Annotated in this window: 17 protein-coding genes; 9 read left to right on the top strand and 8 right to left on the bottom strand. The window is 71.6% G+C overall.

The genetic code is table 11. The features are described 5' to 3' along the window. Positions 1-4 precede the first annotated feature (4 nt). The 4 genes from infB to rimP form a co-directional block, all read right to left on the bottom strand. The gene (gene infB / locus ACFYL4_RS04945) at positions 5-3,073 is read right to left on the bottom strand and encodes a translation initiation factor IF-2 (protein WP_387516457.1); all 3,069 of its coding nucleotides are present in this window, start codon (positions 3,071-3,073) and stop codon (positions 5-7) included. A 212-nt stretch (positions 3,074-3,285) separates the two neighbouring features. Continuing rightward, a complete protein-coding gene (locus ACFYL4_RS04940; RefSeq protein WP_357762413.1) occupies positions 3,286-3,615 on the bottom strand; it encodes a YlxR family protein in 330 nt (109 codons plus the stop codon). Between the two features lie 13 nt (positions 3,616-3,628). Then, on the bottom strand, positions 3,629-4,651 hold the full coding sequence (gene nusA, locus ACFYL4_RS04935; RefSeq protein ID WP_357762497.1) for a transcription termination factor NusA: 1,023 nt from the start codon (positions 4,649-4,651) through the stop codon (positions 3,629-3,631). Positions 4,652-4,675: 24 nt separating this feature from the next. Next, positions 4,676-5,158 carry a ribosome maturation factor RimP gene (gene rimP, locus ACFYL4_RS04930; RefSeq protein WP_357762410.1) on the bottom strand — a complete coding sequence of 161 codons (483 nt, stop codon included), beginning with the start codon at positions 5,156-5,158 and terminating at the stop codon, positions 4,676-4,678. A gap of 355 nt (positions 5,159-5,513) precedes the next feature. Here rimP and ACFYL4_RS04925 point away from each other — a divergent pair, with 355 nt between their 5' ends. Both ACFYL4_RS04925 and ACFYL4_RS04920 read left to right on the top strand, forming a co-directional pair. Then, positions 5,514-6,077: a hypothetical protein gene (locus tag ACFYL4_RS04925; protein ID WP_387516454.1), complete on the top strand. Its 564-nt coding sequence runs from the start codon at positions 5,514-5,516 to the stop codon at positions 6,075-6,077. A gap of 75 nt (positions 6,078-6,152) precedes the next feature. Then, a complete protein-coding gene (locus ACFYL4_RS04920; protein WP_387516452.1) occupies positions 6,153-6,638 on the top strand; it encodes a ferritin-like domain-containing protein in 486 nt (161 codons plus the stop codon). A gap of 81 nt (positions 6,639-6,719) precedes the next feature. On the opposite strand, the gene ACFYL4_RS04915 is transcribed toward ACFYL4_RS04920, so the two are convergent. Beyond that, positions 6,720-8,453 (bottom strand): proline--tRNA ligase, encoded by a 1,734-nt coding sequence (locus tag ACFYL4_RS04915; protein ID WP_357762494.1) that lies wholly within the window; start codon positions 8,451-8,453, stop codon positions 6,720-6,722. A gap of 165 nt (positions 8,454-8,618) precedes the next feature. On the opposite strand from ACFYL4_RS04915, the gene ACFYL4_RS04910 reads away from it, so the two are divergent. From ACFYL4_RS04910 to ACFYL4_RS04885, 6 genes are all read left to right on the top strand, one after another. Continuing rightward, entirely contained in the window at positions 8,619-9,470 is an 852-nt protein-coding gene (locus tag ACFYL4_RS04910) for a fused MFS/spermidine synthase (protein WP_357762402.1), read from the top strand. A 136-nt stretch (positions 9,471-9,606) separates the two neighbouring features. Beyond that, a complete protein-coding gene (locus tag ACFYL4_RS04905) occupies positions 9,607-10,800 on the top strand; it encodes a sensor histidine kinase (RefSeq protein WP_357762399.1) in 1,194 nt (397 codons plus the stop codon). After that, complete coding sequence (locus tag ACFYL4_RS04900) at positions 10,797-11,471, top strand: response regulator (protein ID WP_387516450.1); 675 nt, start codon at positions 10,797-10,799, stop codon at positions 11,469-11,471. The genes ACFYL4_RS04905 and ACFYL4_RS04900 overlap by 4 nt, the downstream gene beginning before the upstream one ends. Positions 11,472-11,687: 216 nt before the next feature. Beyond that, entirely contained in the window at positions 11,688-13,055 is a 1,368-nt protein-coding gene (locus ACFYL4_RS04895) for a cytochrome ubiquinol oxidase subunit I (RefSeq protein WP_357762395.1), read from the top strand. A gap of 60 nt (positions 13,056-13,115) precedes the next feature. Beyond that, positions 13,116-14,039 carry a cytochrome d ubiquinol oxidase subunit II gene (locus ACFYL4_RS04890; protein WP_387516447.1) on the top strand — a complete coding sequence of 308 codons (924 nt, stop codon included), beginning with the start codon at positions 13,116-13,118 and terminating at the stop codon, positions 14,037-14,039. Positions 14,040-14,661: 622 nt separating this feature from the next. Continuing rightward, a complete protein-coding gene (locus ACFYL4_RS04885; RefSeq protein WP_357762389.1) occupies positions 14,662-14,934 on the top strand; it encodes a hypothetical protein in 273 nt (90 codons plus the stop codon). Between the two features lie 547 nt (positions 14,935-15,481). Here the strand turns inward: ACFYL4_RS04885 and ACFYL4_RS04880 are convergent. The 3 genes from ACFYL4_RS04880 to ACFYL4_RS04870 form a co-directional block, all read right to left on the bottom strand. Then, positions 15,482-15,751: a DUF6406 domain-containing protein gene (locus tag ACFYL4_RS04880; RefSeq protein WP_357762386.1), complete on the bottom strand. Its 270-nt coding sequence runs from the start codon at positions 15,749-15,751 to the stop codon at positions 15,482-15,484. A gap of 180 nt (positions 15,752-15,931) precedes the next feature. After that, the gene (gene secA2, locus ACFYL4_RS04875; protein WP_357762383.1) at positions 15,932-18,238 is read right to left on the bottom strand and encodes an accessory Sec system translocase SecA2; all 2,307 of its coding nucleotides are present in this window, start codon (positions 18,236-18,238) and stop codon (positions 15,932-15,934) included. A gap of 132 nt (positions 18,239-18,370) precedes the next feature. Beyond that, the gene (locus ACFYL4_RS04870; protein ID WP_357762380.1) at positions 18,371-19,006 is read right to left on the bottom strand and encodes an ATP/GTP-binding protein; all 636 of its coding nucleotides are present in this window, start codon (positions 19,004-19,006) and stop codon (positions 18,371-18,373) included. 818 nt (positions 19,007-19,824) lie between these two features. On the opposite strand from ACFYL4_RS04870, the gene hisS reads away from it, so the two are divergent. Beyond that, positions 19,825-21,138 (top strand): histidine--tRNA ligase, encoded by a 1,314-nt coding sequence (gene hisS / locus ACFYL4_RS04865; RefSeq protein ID WP_387516444.1) that lies wholly within the window; start codon positions 19,825-19,827, stop codon positions 21,136-21,138. Positions 21,139-21,188 lie beyond the last annotated feature (50 nt).

Here is a 21,188-nt window from a genome sequence, read left to right as displayed (position 1 = left end):
GCGACTAGTCGCGGGGCTTCTCCTGCATCTCGTAGGTCTCGATGACGTCCTCGACCCGGATGTCGTTGTAACCGACACCGATACCGCACTCGAAGCCCTCGCGGACCTCGGTGGCGTCGTCCTTGAACCGGCGCAGCGACTCGACGTTGAGGTTCTCGGAGATGACCTTGCCCTCGCGGATGAGCCGTGCCTTGGTGTTGCGACGGATGAGACCGTCGCGGACGATGGCACCGGCGATGTTGCCGATCTTCGGCACCTTGAAGACCTCGCGGACCTCGGCGCTGCCGAGCTGGACCTCCTCGTAGATGGGCTTGAGGAGACCCTTGACCGCGGCCTCGACCTCGTCGATGGCCTGGTAGATGACCGAGTAGTACCGGATGTCGACGCCCATGCGGTCCGCCAGCTGGCTGTTCTTGCCCTCGGGCCGAACATTGAAGCCGACGATGATCGCGTCCGCGGACGACGCCAGGTTGATGTCGTTCTGCGTGATGGCACCGACGCCGCGTCCGATGATCCGGATGCTGACCTCGTCGCCACCGGCGTCGATCTTGAGCAGCGACTCCTCGAGCGCCTCGACCGAACCGGACATGTCGCCCTTGATGAGGAGGAGCAGCTCGGAGCGCTCGCCCTCCTTGATGGCCGACTGCCAGTTGTCGAGGGTGACCCGGCGGGCCGACTTCGCCTGCTGGGCGAAGCGCTCGCGCGCCTCGCGCTGCTGGGCGATCTGACGGGCCACGCGGTCGTCCTTGACGACCAGGAAGCTGTCACCGGCGCTGGGCACGTTGGTCAGACCCAGGACCTGGACCGGACGGGACGGCTCGGCCGACTGCACGTTGTCGCCGTGCTCGTCGAGCATGGCGCGAACGCGACCGAAGGCGTCGCCGCAGACGATGGAGTCACCGACGTTGAGCGTGCCGCGCTGGACCAGCACCGTGGCCATCGAACCGCGACCGCGGTCCAGGTAGGCCTCGATCGCCAGACCCTGGGCATCCATGTCCGGGTTGGCCTGGAGGTCCAGGGCCGCGTCGGACGTGAGGACGATCGACTCCAGCAGGGCGTCGATGTTGTCGCCCTTGAGCGCGGAGATGTCCACGAACTGGACGTCGCCGCCGTACTCCTCGGCCACGAGACCGTACTCGGTCAGCTGGGCGCGCACCCGCTGCGGGTCCGCTCCCTCGACGTCGATCTTGTTGACCGCGACCACGATCGGCACCTCGGCCGCCTTGGCGTGGTCGATGGCCTCGGCCGTCTGCGGCTTGACGCCGTCGTCGGCCGCCACGACCAGCACGGCGACGTCGGTGACCTTCGCACCACGGGCACGCATGGCGGTGAACGCCTCGTGACCGGGGGTGTCGATGAAGGTGATCTTGCGCTCTTCGCCGTCCACCTCGGTCGCGACCTGGTAGGCGCCGATGTGCTGGGTGATACCGCCGGCCTCGCCGCTGACGACGTTGGACTTGCGGATGGTGTCCAGCAGTCGCGTCTTACCGTGGTCGACGTGACCCATGACGGTGACCACGGGCGGGCGCGGACGCAGGTCGGCGTCGCCGCCCTCGTCCTCACCGAACTCGATGGAGAAGGACTCCAGCAGCTCGCGGTCCTCGTCCTCGGGGCTCACGACCTCGATCGTGTACTGCAGCTCCTCGCCGAGAAGCTGGAGCGTCTCGTCGGGCAGCGACTGGGTCGCGGTGACCATCTCGCCCAGGTGCATCATGACCTGGACCAGCGACGCCGGGTTGACGTCGATCTTGTCGCCGAAGTCCGAGAGCGAGGCGCCACGGGACAGGCGGATGACCTGGCCGTTGCCGCTCGGGATCTTGACGCCGCCGAAGGACGGGGCCTGGAGGTCGTTGAACTCCTGACGCCGCTGCTTCTTGGACTTGCGGGCACGCCCGGGACGCCCACCCGGACGGCCGAACGCACCGGCCGTGCCGCCACCGCGACCACGGCCGCCGCCACCGGGACGACCACCGAAACCGCCGGGACGACCGCCGCCGCCACCGCCGGGACGCGGACCCGCACCGGCGGGAGCGCCACCACGGCCACGGCCTCCGCCGCCACCGGGGCGACCGCCGCCGCCACCGCGACCGCCGGCCGGAGCGGCCGGGCGGGACGAGGGCATGTTCATCGGGCTGGGACGCGGACCGCCGGGACGCGGAGCGCCCGCACCGCCCGGTCGCGGAGCACCGCCACCGGGACGCGGAGCACCCGCGGCGCCACCGGGACGCGGGGCGCGCTGCTCGCCGCCGCCCTGCGGACCACCGGGACGGGGGCCCGGACGCGGGCCGCCGGCACCGCCGGGACGCGGAGCTCCGCCGCCCGGACGCGGAGCGCGCTGCTCGCCGCCGCCCTGCGGACCACCGGGACGGGGGCCCGGACGCGGGCCGCCGGCACCGCCGGGGCGCGGGGACGCGGGCTTGGAGCCCATGCCCGAGGCGTTGGACGCGAACGGGTTGTTGCCCGGACGCGGGCCCGGACGGGGACCGCCGGGACGCGGGCCGCGGCCGCCGTCGCGACCACCCTCGCGGCCGCCGGAACGCTCCGGGCGCTCACCGCGCTGGGGACGGTCGCCACGGGCGCCCTGGGCGCCGCCCGGCTTGGGGCCGCCGGGGCGCGGGGCCTCGCCGCGGGCAGCCCTCGGAGCCGGCTTGGGGCCGGGCTTGGGAGCGGACTCGGGCCGCTCGGCGGGCTGCTCGAAATGCGGGACCGCGGGCTTGTCCACCGGCGCGGCCGGCTTCTCCACCGGCGCGGCGGGCTTCTCGGCCTTGGGCGCCGCGGGACGCGCGGCGGGGCCGGGCTTGGGACCCGGCTTGGGCGCGGGGCCGGGCTTGGGAGCCGCGGGACGCGCCGCACCTTCGGCGGGCTTGGCGGCGGGGCCCGGCTTGGGGGCTCCGCCCTTCTTGCCGCCGTCGGAACCGTTGTTGAAAGCTTCCTGCAGGCGTCGAACGACGGGGGCCTCTATCGTCGAGGACGCCGATCGGACGAATTCGCCCATCTCGTTGAGCTTGGCCAGCACGGCCTTGCTCTCTACACCGAACTCCTTGGCGAGTTCGTACACCCGGACCTTCGCCACACTTCTCCTTCAGCTTCGGTCCGGGACATGGGCTTGTGCCGGACCGTCGTTAGCTTGAGTTACTCATCGCTGCGTACTCATCAGGCGCTCATCGCAATCTCGACCTGCTTCCTCATCGCTACACAACAATGGGCCAGCTCATCCGTGCCGACACAGCACTACACGCCGACCTCGATCACTTCAACCACGGGGTCGGCGCGGACATTCCAACCCTATCCGGAACCGAGTCGCGCTCGATCACGCGGGGCCTCACCAAGAAGGGACGTCACAAGTGAGACGTCCCACCCGGTGGCTCCGCCGCCGTTCCGACTCCGGAAGGCGCGGGACCATGCTCTGCGGCGTTCGGCGAGCTCCAGGCATCGCCGATCGTGGTGCAGATAGGCGCCGCGCCCCGGGAGTCGGCCTCGGGTGTCGGGCGTGATGACCGTGCCCACGGCCACCAGCCGCACGAGGTCGGACTGGACTGTCCGCGACCGACAACCCACGCACGTACGCACGGGGCGGTCAGGACCGTCAACGGCCACCCTATCGCGTCGGGACATGGGCGCGACCCGATTAACCGGCCGAAGGGGTGTCTTCGTCCCCCCGGACGGTCTCGTCGGTGTCCTCGGCCGCGGCCGCCACGGGCTCGGCGTCGGAACGGATGTCGATGCGCCACCCGGTGAGGCGCGCGGCGAGGCGGGCGTTCTGGCCCTCCTTGCCGATCGCCAGCGACTGCTGGTAGTCGGGGACGACCACGCGGGCGACCCGCGCGGCCATGTCGAGGATCTCCACGGAGTTGACCCGGGCCGGGGAGAGCGCGTTGGCGACGAACACGGCGGGGTCCTCGGAGTAGTCGACGATGTCGATCTTCTCGCCGTGGAGCTCGGCCATGACGTTGCGGACGCGGCTGCCCAGCGGGCCGATGCAGGCGCCCTTGGCGTTGACGCCGCCCCGGTTGGAGCGGACCGCCATCTTCGTGCGGTGACCGGCCTCCCGGGCGATCGCGGAGATCTCGACGGTGCGGTCCGCGATCTCGGGGACCTCCAACTCGAAGAGCTTGCGCACCAGGTTGGGGTGGGTCCGCGACAGGGTCACCGAGGGACCCCGATGGCCCTTGCGGACCTGCACCACGTAGGCGCGCAGGCGCTCGCCGTGGGTGTAGTCCTCGGTGGGGACCTGCTCCTGCGGGGGCAGGATCGCCTCCAGCTTGCCGAGGTCGACCAGCACGTTGCGCGGGTCCTTGCCCTGCTGGATGATCCCGGAGACGATGTCGTGCTCGCGTCCGGCGAACTCGCCCAGGGTCAGCTCGTCCTCGGCGTCGCGCAGACGCTGGAGGATGACCTGCTTGGCGGTCGAGGTCGCGATGCGGCCGAAGCCGGTGGGGGTGCCGTCGAACTCGCCGACGACCACGCCGTCCTCGTCGGTCTCGGTGACCCACACGACCACGTGGCCGGTGGAGCGGTTGAGCTCCACGCGGGCCTTCTTGTCGGGGCCCTCCTCGCGGTGGTAGGCGATGAGGAGGGCGTCCTCGATGGCCTTGGCCACCAGTTCGACGGCGATGTCCTTCTCGCGCTCCAGGCTGCGCAGGACGCTCATGTCAATATCCACGGGGCTCCCCCTCTAGTCCGCCGCGTCGGTGTCGGCTTCGCGACGGAATTCCACCTGGACCTTGGCCTTGGCGACGGAGTCGTAGGCCAGGGTGCGGGGCCGTCCCCTGACGTCCAGGGTCACGCCCTGGTCGTCGGAACCGGTGACACGACCGGTGAGGTCGCCGCCCTCGACGAGGGAGACCTTCACCAGGCGGCCCTGGGAGCGCCGCCAGTGGCGCGGCAGCGTGAGCGGGCGGTCCACCCCCGGGGAGGTGACCTCCAGCACGTAGGGCTGCTCGCCCATGACGTCGGAGGCGTCCAGGCTCTCGTTGACGGCCTGGCTGACCTCGCCGACGGTGTCCAGGTCGACCCCGTCGTCGGAGTCCACGACCACGCGCAGCACCCGGCGTTTGCCCGCGGGTGTCAGCTCGACGGCCTCCAGGTCCAGTCCGGCCTCGGCCAGTACCGGCTCAAGCAGCTCGGCGATGCGCTCGTTGCGCGCCTGCGCTCCCATGCGTGATTAGCCCCTCAAACGGCGAAATCCCGCCCGCTCGGCCGTGTGCCGTCGAACGGGGCGGTCCAGCTCTGTACGTAGTCTGCGTTGATTCCGCTCCGCGCCCCGTGAGGGGAGCCGAGCGCCGCGCGCCGCGTGCGGCGGCGGTCGTGGTGCAAGGGTATCCACACCTGAGCGCCGCCCAGGTCGGTACACGCGGGCGGGGCGGCCCGGGGAGGGGGCGGGGGCCCACCGGAACACCGTTCTGGCATGGGGTGTCGGCCCGGCCCGCGACCGTCTCGGGGCGTGGAAAGATGGGGGCTGACCGTCGGCGACGGCGGTCCTGTGGACACCGCGGGGCACGGGAGGAGAGCGCGTGGACCAGGGGTATGCCAGCGGTCGCACGCCGCCCGGGCTTTCGAGGAGGTCCTTCACTGCCGGGGGCCTGGCGCTCTCGGGCGTGGCCGTGACCGGAGTGGTCGCGGGCGCCGTCGGGGTGAGCGGGTGCGGCGGGGCCGACTGGTACCCGTACGACGTGACTCCGGACGTCGCCGTGCTGCGCGCGCTCATCCGCGAGAAGGAGCGGGCGGTCGTGCGCGTCGAGGCGGCGTTGGCCGGGGGGACCGGCCCCGGAGACCTCCTGGAGCGGCTGTTGGAGGACCACGCCACCCACCTGGACGCCCTGCTGGACGCCCTGCCGGAGGGGGTGGCCGCGCACGCGGAGGACGCGGAGGACGACGACGCGGACGGTGCCCCGCCCGGGGAGGACGTCCCCGTGGAGGGGGTCGCGGACACCGCCGGGTTGCGTGCCCTGGCGGCGGCCGCGACCAGTGCCCGGCTCGACCAGGCGGCGGCGGTGACCGACCCGGGCCTGGCCCAGCTCGTGAGCGCGATCGGGGCGTGCGAGGCCGGGCACGCGCACCTGCTCGCCCGGGCCTGAACGACGGCGGTCGAGCGGTCGAGGAACAACCCAGCGGCGTCCGAGCGACGTGAGGCGGAGAAGGCAGGTAGTCAGGTGAGCGAGAGCCCCGCGCCCGCACAGGGCACCCACGGCCCGGGCGCCGCGGCGTCCCCGTCCGAGGGGGGTGACCCGTCCGGCGCGGCCCTGGCCGAGGCCCTGAGCGCCGAGCACGCGGCCGTGTACGGGTACGAGTTCGTCGGCGGGGCCGCCGACGACAAGAAGCGGCGCGAACGCGCCTCGTCGTCCGCCCACGAACACAAGGCGTTGCGGGACGCCCTGCACGCGGCCTCGGTGGAGCGCGGGATGGACCCGCCCGCCGCGCTGGCCTCCTATCCGCTCCCCGAGGGGCGCGGTGACGGCGCGATGGACGGTTTCGCCGTCGGCCTGGAACACACCACGATGAGCGCCTACCTGTGGCTGAGCGCGTCGGACGACACCGACCTGCGCGTCACCGCGGCGCGCGCCCTCCAGGAGGCGACGGTGCGATCGCTGGAGTGGGACGCCGCGCTCGACCCCCTTCCCGGCTTCGAACGGGGCTGACCGCGCCCCGCCGGCGACGAACGCGGAGAAGGGGGCTCTCGCGCACCGGCGCGGGAGCCCCCTCTCGGTCCGTTCGGCACCCTACGGGGCGCAGGCGGCCACGGTGCTCTCGACGATCTCGCCGACCGGCACGTCGGTGCGCTCACCCGTGCGGCGGTCGCGCAGCTCGACCAGGCCGTCCTTGAGCCCGCGGCCGACGATGACCACGGTGGGCACGCCCAGCAGCTCGGCGTCGTTGAACTTCACGCCGGGGGCCGCCTTGCGGTCGTCGACCAGCACGCGGAGCCCGCGCGCCTCCAGTTCGCGGCCGATCCTCAGGGCCTCCTCGACCTCGCCGCCCTTGCCGGTACCGACCACGTGCACGTCGGCCGGGGCGATCTCGCGCGGCCACACGATGCCCTTGTCGTCGTGGGACTGCTCGACGACGGAGGCGACGGCGCGCGAGACGCCGATGCCGTAGGAGCCCATGGTGACGCGCCGGGGCTTGCCGTCGGGGCCGAGGGCGTCGAGCTTGAAGGCGTCGGTGTACTTGCGGCCCAGCTGGAAGATGTGCCCGATCTCGATGCCGCGCGCGGTGTACAGGGTGCCCTGGCCGTCCGGCGAGGCGTCGCCGTCGCGCACCTCGGCGACGTCGATGGTGCCGTCGGGGGTGAAGTCGCGCCCGGCCACGAGGTCGATCACGTGGTGGTCGGGCCGGTCGGCTCCGGTCACCCAGGAGGTGCCGGTGGCCACACGCGGGTCGACGAGGTAGCGGACCTTGTTGTCGAGCAGGGCGCGCGGGCCGATGTAGCCCTTGGCCAGGAAGGTGTTGGCGGCGAAGTCGGCGTCGTCCAGGAGCGCCACCTCGGTGGGCTCCAGGGCCGCCTCCAGGCGCTTGAGGTCGACCTCGCGGTCGCCGGGCAGGCCAATGCCGAGGAGCTCCCACTCCTTGCTGCCGGGGGCGCGGGTCTTGACCAGGACGTTCTTGAGAGTGTCCGCCTCGGTGAAGTCGCGGCCCAGCTCGGCGCCGTTGAGGAAGTCCACCAGGGTCTGGATGGTGGCGGTGCCGGGGGTGTGGTGCACCCGGGCCTCGGGCAGCCCGTCGACGGGGAGTTCCGCGGGGGCCGGGGTGCGCACGGCCTCGACGTTGGCCGCGTAGTCGGAGCCCGTGCTGCGGACGAAGGTGTCCTCGCCGGTGGGTGCGACCGCCAGGAACTCCTCGGAGGCCGAGCCGCCCATGGCGCCGGAGGTCGCGGAGACGATGACATAGTCCAGGCCGAGCCGGTCGAAGATCCGGATGTAGGCGGCCCGGTGCCGGTCGTAGGACTCCTGGAGGCCCTCGTCGTCCACGTCGAAGGAGTAGGAGTCCTTCATGTGGAACTCGCGGCCGCGCAGCACCCCGGCCCGGGGGCGGGCCTCGTCGCGGAACTTCTCCTGGATCTGGTAGAGCACGACCGGGAAGTCCTTGTAGGAGGAGTACTCGCCCTTGACGAGAAGGGTGAAGAGCTCCTCGTGCGTGGGGCCGAGCAGGTAGTCGGCACCCTTGCGGTCCTTGAGACGGAAGAGGGTCTCGCCGTACTCCTCCCAGCGCCCGGTGGTCTCGTAGTACTCCCGGGGCAGCAGCGCGGGCAGCAGCACCTCCTGGCCGCCCATGGCGTCCATCTCCTCGCGCACGACGCGGGCGACGTTCTCCAGGACGATCTTGCCCAGGGGGAGCCACGTGTAGACACCGGGGGCGGCGCGGCGCACGTAGCCGGCGCGGACGAGGAGCTTGTGGCTCGGCACCTCGGCGTCCGCCGGGTCCTCACGCAGGGTGCGCAGGAACAGGGTCGACATCCGCAGTAGCACGGCCACTCCTCGGTGATCGCGCCCGACAGGGGCGCGGGTTGGGACTTCTGGGGAACCCCAGGCTAGCGCTCCTTCGAGGGGGAACGCGCGCCCGTTTCCGAAGGCTCCCGGCTGCGCCTAACGTTGGGGGATCGTGGGAAGTGAGGCGGGGGCATGGGCAGACGTGTGCGTGACAGGGTCGAGGCCGAGGAGGAGGTCTCGGTGGTACCCGGGGTGGACCTGCTCGCCGACGCGGACCGGCCCAACTCGTGGTTCCTGCTGGTGGAGGGCACGCCGCAGTCGCACGTGGACCTGTCCGACCCCGGCTACCTCGACTTCTCGTACGTACGGCGGATCGCGCACGCGGCCGACCTGGTGGCCCCCGAGGGCGAGCCGGTCGAGGCGATGCACCTGGGAGCCGGGGCCCTGACGGTGGCGCGGTACGTGGCGCACACCCGGCCCGGGTCGCGCCAGCGGGCGGTCGACGTGGACGCGGCCCTGGTGGAGACGGTGCGGCGCCGGCTCCCGTGGGACCGCAGGGCCCAGCTGAGGGTGGGGATCGGCGACGCCCGGGACTGGATCGCCGCCAGGCGCGAGGACAGCGCGGACCTCATCGTGTCCGACGTCTTCTCCGGGGCCCGGACCCCGGCCCGGCTGACCTCGGCGGAGTTCTACGCGGAGGCGGCGCGGGTGCTGCGGCCGGGCGGCTTCCTGGTGGTCAACGTCGGGGACGGCTACGCGCTGGAGCACACGCGCACCCAGGTCGCGACGGTCCGCTCGGTGCTGCCGCACGTGGTGATGACCGCCGAACCGGGCATCCTGCGGGGGCGCCGGTTCGGCAACCTGGTGCTGGTGGCGGGCCACCGGCCGCTGCCCGTGGAGGAGCTGGGCCGCCGGGCCCACCGGGACCCGGAGATGGCCCGGTTGGTGGAGGGCGGGGACCTGGACCGGTTCGCGTCGGGCCGCTCCCCCGTGGCGGACGCCGACGCGGTGGACTCCCCCGCGCCGCCGACCGACATCTTCTGAGCGTCCCACCGGAGCGGAGGCCCCTGGTCCGACCGCGGACGCCTCCGGGCGTACTCCGCGGGGAGTAGGGCCCTACCCCGAAGTGTCGCCGTGGGGAGGACGGACGCGGCGGTGTGTCGGACGTACCGTCGGTGGGGTGCCAGCACTACTCTCCCGCGTCCCGCGCCCCACCCGCACCGACCTGTGGCTGGCCTCGGGCCTGCTGTTGCTCTCCTGGGGCAGCACCGCCCTGGTCGGGGTGGTCGACCCGGTCCCCGACGACCGTGACCCCTGGCCCTGGGGGTACGCGCTCGTCGTGGCGGCCTGCCTGCCGCTCCTGTGGCGTACCGCCCTGCCGCGCACGGTCGCCGTGGTCTCGGTGGTGGCCGCCACCGTCTACTACCCGCTGGGCTTCCCGGACGGCATGGTGATGCTGTGCACCGCCGTGATGCTCTACAGCGTGGTGCGCTGGGGGTACCGGGCCTTCGGCTGGACCCTGGGCATCGGGCAGTTCGTCGCCGTGAACGGTTACGAGTACCTGTCCACGGGCACCTACCGGCCCGAGGCGGTCGGCATCGTGGCCTGGGTCCTGCTCCTTCTGTGCGCGGCCGAGGTGGTGCGCTGGCGCCAGGAGTACCTGCGGGCGGACCGCGAGCGGGAGGAGGAGGCCGCCCGGACCCGTGAGGAGGAGCTCCTGCGCAGGGCCTCGGACGAGCGGCTGAGACTGGCCCGGGACGTCCACGACACGGTGGCGCACAACATCTCGCTGATCAACGTGCAGGCGGGCACGGCCCTGTACCTGATGGAGAGCCAGCCGGAGCGGGCCGCCGAGGCGCTCTCCACCATCAAGCAGACCAGCAAGGACACGCTGAGCGAACTGCGGTCCATGCTGGGTGTGCTGCGCGCGGTGGACGAGGACGGGGCCGCGCCCCGCTCGCCCGTTCCGGGGCTGGACCGCGTGCCGGACCTGGTGGAGGCCGCCCGAGGCGCGGGGCTGGACACCGGGGTGGAGGTGACCGGAGAGCCGCGGCGGTTGTCGGTGGGGACCGAGGGAGTGGCCTACCGGGCCGTCCAGGAGGCGCTCACCAACGTGGTGCGCCATGCGGGGGCGGACGGCGTCCGGGTGCGCATCGGCTACGGGCCCGACGAACTGACGGTGGAGGTCACCGACGACGGGCGCGGGACCATGGGCCCACCCGCCGAGGGCAACGGCATCACGGGCATGCGCGAACGGGCCGCGCTCGTCGGTGGGACGGTGGACGTCGGGCCCGTGGACGGGGCAGGATTCCGGGTGCGGGTGCGGCTGCCGATCGACGGTGGCCCCGCGACCGAACCGGGGGGAACGGGTTGATCCGAGTACTGCTCGCCGATGACCAGGCACTGGTGCGGGCCGGGTTCCGGGCCCTGTTGGACAGCGCGCCCGACATCCAGGTCGTCGCGGAGGCCGCGGACGGCGCCGAGGCGGTGCGGCTCACGCGCACCGAGCGGCCGGACGTGGTGCTGATGGACATCCGGATGCCGGGGGTCGACGGGCTCGAAGCCACCGGTCTCATCCTCGCCGAGCCCTCCCTGAAGCACACCCGGGTCGTCATCCTCACCACGTTCGACCTGGACGAGTACATCTTCGAGGCGCTGCGCGGCGGGGCCAGCGGTTTCCTGGTCAAGGACACCGAACCGCGCGACCTGCTCCAGGCGGTGCGGGTCGCGCACGAGGGCGAGGCGCTGCTCTCCCCCGGTGTCACCCGGCGGCTGATCGCCGACTTCGTCCGCCGTCCGGGCGGGTCCGCGACGCCCTCCACGCGGTTGGACGCGCTCACCGCGCGGGAGCGCGAGGTGCTGGCCCTGGTGGGACGCGGCATGTCCAACGAGGAGATCGCCCTGGAACTGGTGCTGAGCCCGGCCACCGCCAAGACCCATGTGAGCCGCGCCATGGTGAAGCTGGGCGTGCGCGACCGCGCCCAGCTGGTGGTGCTCGCCTACGAGACGGAGCTGGTCACCCCCGGGTGGTCTCGGGACGCCTGACGGGAGGGACGGTCGTCCGGGCCCGGGACGGAGCCGGTCGGGGCCCGGGGTGCCCCGAGGGCGCCTCCGGGGCATCCCGTACACCCCGGGGAGTAGCCGCGCCGCCCGGCTACCGCCCGGGGCGGCGCCCGGATGCCGCCCCGGAGACGATGTGCGGCACGGGGCCGTCGGCGGATGCTGTGGAGCGTTCCCACCGCCGACCGCAGAGGCACCCCGATGTTGGAAGACCCCCTCGTCCTGGCCCGGCTCCAGTTCGCGCTGACCGCCGCCACGCACTACCTGTTCGTGGCCCTTACTCTCGGCCTGGCTCCGTACATCCTTGTCACGCAGCTCGTGGCCACTCTTCGAGGGGACCGTTCACGCGTGGTCGCCGTGCGGTTCTGGGGCGGGCTCTACCTGGTCAACTACGGCATGGGGGTGCTGTCCGGGATCGTGATGGAGCTCCAGCTCGCGCTCAACTGGAGCGGGCTGCACGAGATGTTCGGCTACACGTTCGCGGCGCCCCTGGCCGTCGAGACGATGACGGCCTTCTTCGTCGAGTCGACCTTCCTCGGCCTGTGGGTCTTCGGCTGGGACCGTATGGGCCGGTGGTCGCACCTGTTCTGCTTCGCGGTGGTGACGGTGACGGCCTACTCGTCCGCGTGGTGGGTGCTGGTCTCCAACGGGTTCCTGCGCCACCCCGTGGGCTTCGAGATGGTGGACGGGGTGGCGCACCTGACCGACCCGGTCGCCCTGGTGACCAACCCGGCGGCGGTCTTCGCCTTCCTGCACGTGACCAGCGGCGCCCTGCTGGTGGGAGCCCTGGTCGTGGCGGCCGCCAGCGCCCACCACCTGTTGCGCGGGAACGATCCGCACGGGATCTTCCGGCGCGGGATGCGCTTCGCGGCGGTGACCATGACGGTGATGCCGATGGTGGTGGTGAGCTTCGGCGGCGCGCAGTTCCAGATCTTCGGTCAGGACCCGCCCACCAGTGGGCTGACCTACTCGGCCGAGGAGATCGAGGCGATCGAGAGCGCCGGGGAGAGCGCGTTCGTGTCCGCCGCCAACACCACCGGCGACGCGGTGATGATGACCGCGTGGGGCGTCATGTTCTTCCTCGGACCGGTCATGCTGCTGGCCCGGTTCGGGGGCTGGCTCGACCCCCGGCGCTGGCTCCGGAACCGGCGCTCCCCCGCCGTCACCGGCGCGGACGTCCACGGAGGGATCGCCGTCCGCACGCCCGTGGCCGCCCTGGTCCGGCTGGTGCCGTCCTGGTTCAGGCCCGGGCGCTGGGGGCTGGCGGTGCTCCTGTTCTCCCCCTTCCTCCCCTATCTGGCGAGCGTCGGCGGCTGGGTGTTCCGGGAGACCAACCGGCAGCCCTGGGTGGTGGTGCACCACCTGACCACCGCGGACGCGGTGACCCCCATGTCGCCGGTGACGGCCCTGGTGTCCTTCACGCTCTTCACGGTCGCCTTCGCCGTCCTGGCCTGCGTGACGTACTGGCTCCTGGTCCGCTTCACCCGGCTCGGACCGGAGGGCGGCCCGCTCGCCGAACCCCGCGAGGAGGAGCGGGGCGGGACCCCCGACCCCGTTCCCACGTTCTGAGCCGCGCACGCACCTTCCGACAGTCACGAGAGTCAACGGGAATCAGAGGGATCAGCCACCATGGAACTCCTGTCCGCAGCGCTCCTCGCCCTGTTCGTCGTGGGCTACCTGGTCCTGGCCGGGTCCGACGTCGGCCTGGGCATGCTCATGCCCCATGTGGCGCGCACCCCCGAGGAGCGCCGCCGCGTGGTCTCCGCGATCGCCCCCTACTTCCTGGGCTCCGAGGTGTGGCTCGTCGCGGCCGTGGGTGTCCTGGCGGGGCTCTTCCCCGCCCTCGAACACGAGATCGTCGTCGGCCTGTGGCCGGTGTTGGCCGCGCTGGCCCTGGGCTGGCTGGTCCGGGACGCGGGGTTGTGGTTCCGCGCCCGCGTGGACGGGCGGCGGTGGCGGTCCGTCTGCTACACCGCCGTCGTCGCGGGCAGCTGGACGCTGGCCCTCACCTGGGGGCTGGCACTGACCGGGTTGGCGGGCGGCGGGCTCGCGGCGGACCCGTTCACCGTTCTGGGCACCATCGCGGTCGTGGCGCTGTTCGCGCTGCGCGGCGCGGCCTTCGGAGCCGAGCGCCTGGTGGGTTCCCGGGAGGCGGAGAGCGCCGACGCGGCCGCCCGGGCGACGCGGACGCTGTCCCGCGTCGCGCTGGTCGCGGTCGCCTCGACGGCCCTGGTCGCGGTGACCGTCGACGGGCACGCTCCGGACCGGCCCTGGGTCGCGGCGGTGCTGGCGGTCGTGCTGCTGGCGCTGCTGGCCGCGACCAGCGGACTGACCGGACCGATGCTGTCCCGGCACACCTCGGCCCTGGCGATCTCGGTCCCCGGCCTCCTGGTGGCTCTGGCGACCGATCTGCCCGTGTCGGGACCGCCCGGCATGACCGGGGCGTTCGTGTGGTCCATGCTGGTGCCCGTGGTTCCGGTCATGCTCCTGGGCCAGGTCTGGCTCTACCGAATGACACGCCGACCGGCCGCGTCCCCCACGTTCTTCGCCTGACCGCCAGGAGAGGACGGTGCTGGTCAGCCCGGGGACCGCCACGGGCGCCCCGCCCCGGTCCCCGCGGGTCACGGTAGGGCAAGGTTCCCGTCTTCGATTGGAAAAGCCGGACAGCGGGCACCTTCTGGGACGGGAAACTCTCCCGTGGTGCCGAACCCGCCCCCGGGTCCGGCGCGATCGCGCACGGGTGACGGCGTCGAGCCCTTGAGGAGGGACTGTGACCGACCCCCTGACCAGACCACCGAACCTGAGCGGTTGCTCCTGCGGATCGGGTTGTGGCTGCGGCTGCCAGAGCGGCGGCTCCTGCGGGTGCGGCGGCAGCTGCGGCTGACCGGTTCCGCAGGGTGCCCCGTCCGCGCGGCGCCCCCGCCGACCTGCGGGCTGTCCCTCCCCTTGGGGACAGCCCGCTCCCCCGCCCGTGGTGGGCGTCCCGGGTGAAGAGCGGACCACACCGCCGAGTCGCGACAATACGCAACGGAATGTGTACTCTATGTCACAGTGCTTTTCCTTGGGGATGAGCCGCTGCGTATCCACCCGATGGGGGCGATCAGCGATGCCGCCGTTCACGAGACCCGCGACTCGGAGGGGCCACGCCTTCGAACACGCCCGTCTGCTCAGGTGCGTGCAGGAGATAGCGGAGCGCTCCGACCGCGCCGTACCCTGGGAGCCGGATACCGTCGGGCTCCCCGAGGCCCGCTCCGACAGCGCCCTGGCGCGCATCAACGACGTCGCCTTCTACGCCAACGCGCGCAACGAGGTCTCCGCCCTGGCCGGGGTCTGTGTGGACCTGCTGCGCCTGCACCGCCCCGACGAACGCGACCAACCGCGCTGCCAGGGGTGCCGCCTGGCCTGGCCCTGCCCCACGTTCGGCGAGATCTCCCGCCTCCTGGGCTGAGCCCGCACGGGCCCACACGCCCACATCCCGCCCCGACACCGCAACCTGATCCTCCGGACCCAGGACACGAGGGGAACGGAGCACGACACGGGAACGGGTCAGGCCCAGGGGCGGGCCGCGCGCCGCCCACGACACGGGAACGGGTCAGGCCCAGGGGCGGGGGACAGCCCCTGGGACCGACGGTGGCTGACGCGACCCACCCGCGACCGGGCGGACGATGGACCCTCCCACACGTACCGGGGCGCGCCTACACACCAGACGTTAACGAGGCGCCGGTCACGCGAACACCCCCCTTCGGGTAACCGGAATGTCTCGATTACCACCGGGGAATCCCGCACGCCCGCACCGAACCGCGACCAAACCGCACCGCACGGCACTCCCGCACACGCACACGCGAACCGGATAAACGGGATAAGGGCGACGGAGAAGCCCCACCGGGAAAACCGAAGAACGCGGACGCACGGCCGCGACCAGCGAAAGGGGCTGGTCGCGGCGTTTTCGGTGGGGCTGCTACACGAACTCCCCGGGGCGCCCCCGGGGAGTCACATCAGCTAATCCGCGTAGCGATCAGATACGCACTCGGCGAATCGGCGTCAACGATTTCCGTGACCCGCCAAGCCTGACCACCGACGCTGAAAACGTCATTGACGCGCACGTCGATCATGGGCGTGGGGCGCCACTCCCGCGGACCGCCGATCTTGGCGACCGGCTCGCCGTCGTCGTCGGTCCAGAAGCTGCCTCCGCCCACGGGCCCGCCCGCGAAGCGGTCGTTGCGCCCGTAACTGATCTTCTCCTGCGCGCCGATCTCGTGGACCACCGTGGATTCAGTCCCAACCGTCTCGAATAACCTGGAAAACGCATCCATATTAACCCGCGTCCACCAATTACACCGGCAACCAGCGGGATAGATTAGCGCTTCAGCAGACTAGCCGACAAAAGTAATGCGCGGGCCGGGACTTTGGTCCCGACCCGCGCGAGTGGCGGTTGAGCGAATTAATCAGTCACCGCTCGACGTACCCCGGCCGCCCTTGAGCCTGCCCACAAGCGTCTCCAGGGCCGAGCTGAACGGGTGGTCGTGCACCATGTAGGTCCAGGTCATCGACGGACGCTTCACACCGACCGAGCTCACGTCCAGCTCGCCGTCCACCACCTCCAGCTCCTCGAAGCTCTCGGCGGCCCGGGCCCGGGCGTCGTCCAGGAAGCCCTTGAAGACCGGAACCGCCTCACGGTTGAACTCGTCGAGCGGGTCCCTGCGACCCAGGTACCTCAGGTGGATGCCCTCACGCAGCTCCGACAGGAACGCGTTGTGGTCCGTCCACCCCCGGTCCAGGTGGTAGAGCGTGATGAGCGTGGCGGCCCGCGCGACCTCGTCGGGGTCCAGCTCCTCCACCAGCTCCCCGTGGCGCTCCGCGCGGTCCGCCGCGACGTGCCGGTCGCCCTGTCCGTCGGTGAGGACCAGCTCCCGGTGTTCCAGGACCACCTCGCGCTGCACGTCGATGAGCTTGTTGTAGCGCCAGGTGTTGCGGTGCACCTCCAGCAGCTGTCCCTCGGAGACCCGCTGCGCGTGGTCGACCATGGCCAGCCAGCCCTCGTCGGTGATCTCGCCGTCGGCCGAGGTCTGGTACCCGGTCGTCTCGGGAGCGTGGTTCACCAACAGGTCGTCGTCCATGCTGACGAAGAAGATGGAGTCGCCCGGGTCGCCCTGACGGCCCGCCCGGCCCCGCAGCTGACCGTCCAGGCGGCTACTGGGGTAACGGCCGAAGCCCATCACGTACAGGCCGCCGGTCTCCACCACGCGCTCGCGGTCGGCCATGTCGCTGCCGCCCAACCGGATGTCCGTGCCCCGGCCCGCCATCTGGGTGGAGACGGTGATCGCGCCGTAGGTGCCCGCCTCGGCGATGACGGTCGCCTCGTCCGAGTCGTTCTTGGCGTTGAGGACCACGCACTCCAGCCCTGCCTCGCGCAGCCGGTCCGCCAACAGCTCGGACTCGGCGACGTCCTGGGTACCGATCAGGATCGGCCGTCCGGTCTTGTGGATCTCCTCCACCCGGGCGACCAGGGCGTCCTCCTTCTCCTCACGCGTCGCGTACAGGCGCGTGCCGTGGTCCTCACGGACGTTCGGCTTGTTGGAGGGAACGACCGCGACCTCGAGCTCGTAGAACTCGCGCAACTGCTCCGCGACGCTCATGGCCGTGCCGGTCATACCGGCCAGCGTGGGGTAGCGCAGGACCAGGGACTGGACCGTGATCGAGTCCAGCACCTCACCGGTCTCGCTCACCGCCACCTTCTCCTTGGCCTCCACCGCCGCCTGGAGCCCGTCCGGCCAGCGCTGGAGGAGGGCGATCCGCCCCCTGGACTCGTTGATGAGCCGCACCTCGCCGTCGCGCACCACGTAGTGCACGTCGCGCTGGAGCAGCACGTGGGCGTGCAGGGCCAGGTTGACCTGGGGCAGCACCGAGGTGTCGTCCTCGGAGTACAGGTCCACCCCGTCCAGGGCCTTCTCCACCGCGTCGATCCCGGCGTCGGTGAGCTGGACGTTGCGCCCCTCGCCGTCGACCTCGTAGTGCAGGCGCGGCTTGAGGGCCCGCACCACGTCGGCCATCTCCACGTCGGCGGCCACCGCCTCGGCGGCACCGGCCAGGACCAGGGGCACCCGGGCCTCGTCGACGAGTACGGAGTCGGCCTCGTCGATGATCGCCACGTGGGGTTCGGGCACCACACGGTCGTCGACGTCGGTCACCATGCGGTCGCGCAGTACGTCGAAGCCGAGTTCGCTGACCGCCGCGTACGTGACGTCGCAACCGTACGCGCTCTTGCGCTCGGCGACGGTGGAATCCTCGCCGACGGAGCCCACCGTGACGCCGAGCATCGTGTAGAGGGGGGACATCCACTCGGCGTCACGCCGGGCCAGGTAGTCGTTGACGCTGAGCACGTGGACCCGCTTGCCGCGCAGGGCGAACCCGGCGGCGGCGAGCGTACCGGCGAGGGTCTTGCCCTCACCCGTGGCCATCTCGGCGACGTGGCCGTCGAGCAGGGCCATCACACCGAGCAGCTGTACGTCGAAGGGGCGCTCGTCGAGGGTGCGCAGGGCGGCCTCACGGCCGACCGCACACAGACTGACGAGGTCGTTCTGGGAGTAGGGAAGCTCGGCGTAGCCGAGGTTGATGGCCTTCTCCGTCAGCTCGCCGTCGCTGAGTTCTCGCAGACCCTCCTCTTCGGCCTCGATCGCCGGCAGGAGCTTGGTATAGGGCCGCAGGTCCACCGCACCGGGCTTGCCCAGTAGGCGGCGGACGCTTTCCGCCATTCGTCCGAACACCACGCCAGGGTAACGCCGGACACAAGCGAATGCTTCCCCTCGGGTGCCCGCTTGTCGGATGCAACGGGGACAGAACACCCGGCGGCGCGGACCCGTGCGGTACTCCCCCGAAGGCCCGGTCTAGTTGACGAGCTGGCGCTGGCCGCGCTGGTCGCGCTGGTGCCGCTGCCGGGCCTCCAGGGCCATGCCGTGCTTGACGAGGGTCACCAGCACCTTGACCACCGACCTGCGGTCACGCGCGTCGCAGTAGACCACCGGGACGTCCGGGGTGAGGTCCAGGGCGTCGCGCAGCTCGTCGGCGCTGTAGGCGGCCTCCGGGTCGAACTCGTTGACCGCCACGACGAAGGGCAGCCGGTACTGGCGCTCGAAGTAGTCCAGTGCCTGGAACGTGTCCTCCAGGCGCCGGGTGTCCGCGAGGATCACCGCGCCCAGGGCACCGCGCACGAGGTCGTCCCACATGAACCAGAAGCGCTGCTGGCCCGGCGTACCGAACAGGAACAGGGTGAGGTCGGTGTCCAGGGAGATACGCCCGAAGTCCATGGCCACCGTGGTGCTGGTCTTGTCCGGGGTGTGCGAAAGGTCGTCCACACCCGCGCTCGCCGCGGTCACGGCGGCCTCGGTGCGCACCGGGGGGATCTCCGACACAGCCCCGACGAACGTGGTCTTGCCGACCCCGAAACCCCCGGCAACGATGATCTTGGTGGACAGCTCGGTGGGCGCGTGAACGGTGTTCGTACTGTTAGCTGAGTGGATCACTGTTAGTCCTAGCGAGAGTGCCGGGCCTGCACGGACGGACGGAGCACACGACCCGGGCTGGAGGGGCGCGGCGTTCCCGGATGCGAACCTCCACGGAAACGACCGCAACTGGAACCTAACACCGGACGGCACTGGAATCCGGGTTTTCGACACAGTGGGGGAAGACGTCACATCCCCGACCAGTGGGCGCATACGGGCCGACGGCGGCCGACAGGGCCCCGAGGGCGCATGTCCGCCTCGTGTCAGGGAGTCCGTACTGTCCGACGAACCGTAGTCAGACAAGCACACTCCTGTACCCCGGCAGGTCGACTTTACGACATTGTGAGGGGTCATTTTCGGCCGCTTTCGGCCGCGCCGAGCCCTGTCCGGCACCGCCCCCGCCATCTACGGTGGAGAACAGGGCACCCGACCAGCGCGGCCGCAACGGACTCCTGGCACGAGGACGCGGCCGCCACGGGGCCCTGGCGGCGCCCCGGGGCGCACGACCGCCGCCGACGTCTCGCTCTTCGACGTCGGACCGGCCGTACACCCACACTCGGGCGCTCCCCAGCCCCACCGGCCCACAACCGTCCACGTGGGCCGGTGGGAGCGGTATCGTCCCGTGTCCGCCGCCGCGCCTCGACCGGGGCCGAGCTCGGCGAACGGGTGGTGCGCACCGGCGTCCCCCGCCGTCGGCGGATGCGAAAGGAAACGACCCGGGTGCGTAGGATGGTCGGCGTCCTCCCCGTGCCGCGTCGGCCGTGGTCCGCGCGGGAACACGGGTCGAGGGACGCCTTCCGAAGCACGCCGCACACTCCCAAGGGAGCCGAGAACCCCACATGTCCGATCAGCGCGTCGTCCGCCCCACTCCCATCAGCGGTTTTCCCGAGTGGACCCCACAGGTCCGGGCCGTGGAGCAGCGCTGGCTGGACCATATCCGCGCCGGTTTCGAGTCCTTCGGCTTCGCGTCCGTGGAGACCCCCTCCGTGGAGAACCTGGACGTGCTGACGGCCAAGGGCGAGACCTCCCAGGAGGTCTACACGCTGCACCGGTTGCAGGCCGACGCCAGGGACGACTCCGACGCCAGGCTCGGACTGCACTTCGACCTCACCGTGCCCTTCGCCCGGTACGTCGCCCAGCACTTCAACGAGCTGACCTTCCCGTTCAAGCGCTACCAGATGCAGCGCGTCTGGCGCGGGGAGCGCCCCCAGGAGGGCCGCTACCGCGAGTTCACCCAGTGCGACATCGACGTCATCAACGTCGACTCGGTGCCGCTGCACTTCGACGCCGAACTGCCGCGGATCGTCCACCGGGTGCTCAGCGGGCTCGACATCCCGGCGTGGACGCTCAACGTGAACAACCGCAAGGTGCTGCAGGGCTTCTACGAGGGCCTGGGCGTCAAGGACCCGATCGCGGTGATCCGCGCCGTGGACAAGCTGCACAAGATCGGTGAGGACGGCGTCCGCCAGATCCTCACGGGCGAGGGCCTCACCACCGGGCAGATCGACCCCTGCCTGACCCTGGCCCGCATCCGGGGCACCGGCGTCGTCGAGGAGGTCCGGGCGCTCGGGGTCACCTCCGATCTGCTGGAGGAGGGCCTCACCGAACTCGCCTTCGTCCTGGACGACCTCGCCGACCTGCCCGAGGGCAGCGTCGTCGCCGACCTGTCCATCGCGCGCGGCCTGGACTACTACACCGGCACGGTGTACGAGGCGTCGTTCGACGACGACCCCGGGTACGGCAGCATCTGCGCCGGCGGCCGGTACGAGGACCTCGCCGGACAGTTCATCCGCAAGCGGCTGCCGGGCGTGGGCATCTCCATCGGTCTCACCAGGATCTTCGCCAAGTTGGTGGCGGAGGGCCGCATCGAGGCGGGCCGGGTCTGCCCCACCGACGTGATGGTCGTGGTACCCGGCGCCGAACGCCGCGCCGAGGCCCTGCGTACCGGAGAGCTCCTGCGCGCGCGGGGGTTCAACACCGAGGTGTTCCACTCCACCGCCAAGGTCGGCAAGCAGATCCAGTACGCCTCCAAGAAGGGCATCCCCTTCGTGTGGTTCCCGCCCTTCGAGGAGGGCGGCGAGCACGAGGTGAAGGACATGGCCCGGGGCGAGCAGGTCACCGCCGACCCCGCCGCCTGGTCCCCCACCGCCTAGCAGGTTCCGTTCCGGCACGGGCGGTTTCCGACCTCCCGTGCCGGAACCGG

It is taken from the genome of Nocardiopsis sp. NPDC006938 (assembly GCF_042869555.1).
GTDB lineage: Bacteria > Actinomycetota > Actinomycetes > Streptosporangiales > Streptosporangiaceae > Nocardiopsis.
Note: the sequence above shows the minus strand (reverse complement) of the source record. Positions and strands in the feature narration are given on the sequence as shown.